The 1,419-nt window shown below is 46.3% G+C and carries 1 protein-coding gene; it reads left to right on the top strand.

The genetic code is table 11. From position 1 onward, the window contains the following. Nucleotides 1-305 precede the first annotated feature (305 nt). On the top strand, nt 306-1,130 hold the full coding sequence (pssA, locus tag QMA35_RS21675; protein WP_348650967.1) for a CDP-diacylglycerol--serine O-phosphatidyltransferase: 825 nt from the start codon (nt 306-308) through the stop codon (nt 1,128-1,130). Nucleotides 1,131-1,419: the final 289 nt, after the last annotated feature.

Below are 1,419 nucleotides of genomic sequence, written 5' to 3'. Positions count from 1 at the left end.
CCATCTCTGCGCAGATAAACCGTTGCGCTGGAATTATCCCAGTCGATATCTATATGGTCGATTACCCAGCCAAGAAATGAGAACATAGGGCGGAGTGAGGGTGTTGCAGACATGTACTGATCCTTCAGTAAAGTTGATCCGTTCAAATCAATCTTTGCCTGAAGGCTATTTCTGTTTCAACCCCTCACTTTCTTCAGCCAACCTGAGAAAGCCCCTCAAATAAGTCATCTGTGCTATAGCTGATACGTGATTGCCGCATAATCATGGTAAGGTGGCGTAGTCTTATATAAAGGCGGTTAATAATAATGGATGAGCAACAGGACAAATCAGGTTCATCTTCAGTGGATGGATTGCTACCCGTTGATGAGCATGTGGAAGAAGTGGCCGAGGGAGGGCAGAAGGTAAAGCGCCGGGGGGTGTACTTGTTACCCAACCTCCTGACGACGGGAGCTCTCTTTTGCGGATTTTATGCCATTGTCAGTGTTACAGCTGAGCAGCCTGATTTTAGTGCCGCAGCGATAGCAATATTCGTTGCTATGGTTCTTGATGGGCTTGATGGTCGGGTGGCCCGTCTTATTAATGCCCAGAGTAAGTTTGGTGCTGAATACGACAGCCTTTCCGATATGGTTTCTTTCGGTGTTGCGCCAGCATTAGTGGTTTTTAGCTGGGCGCTTTCTGATCTCGGAAAGATTGGCTGGATGGTAGCCTTTATATATGCAGCCTGTGCAGCATTGCGTTTGGCAAGATTTAACACCGTGGCCGATACGGCGGATAAGCGCTATTTCACAGGTTTGAATAGCCCAAGTGCTGCAGCACTGGTTGCTGGCCTTGTGTGGTCGCTTAGTGATTTTGGTGTGGATGGAAGCTCAATTGCAGTCGCTCTTCTTGCGGCATTAATTACCGGGCTTTCCGGTATAATGATGATCAGCAATTTCCGTTATCATAGCTTTAAACAACTCGACCTTCGCGGTCGTGTACCATTCATTTTTATTATTGCTCTGGTGCTCGTTTTTGCAGTTGTATTTTCAGACCCTCCAAGAGTGTTGTTTGTTGTCTTCCTTATATACGCATGTTCCGGCCCTTTGTTAGGAATCTTTCATGTGGGAAGTAAATCTTCCAAGGGTGCTTAGTGAGTTTTGAGTGGTTGTCTAAAAGCAGTCTGTCAGGGCTGCTTTTTTTATAGGTGAAAATAACTAGCCAGCTTCCTCGCTTATTTATAGTGTCTACCTACACTCAACACCTGTTGGATGAATTGAGTTGAATGAGCCTTTTTATTCAGGTGTTGGTTGAGAAGTTTTCTGAAAGTATTTATGAATCACCTGTTGACGCAGGCGTCTTTGGGCGTATAATTCGCGGCCTCTCTGCTGACCGGAAACGGACACAGGGAAGGAGTGTAAACTCAGGCAGCGACCGACGGTC

Origin of the sequence: Parendozoicomonas sp. Alg238-R29 (genome assembly GCF_947331445.1) — a bacterium.
Taxonomy (GTDB): domain Bacteria; phylum Pseudomonadota; class Gammaproteobacteria; order Pseudomonadales; family Endozoicomonadaceae; genus Sansalvadorimonas.
Note: the sequence above shows the minus strand (reverse complement) of the source record. Positions and strands in the feature narration are given on the sequence as shown.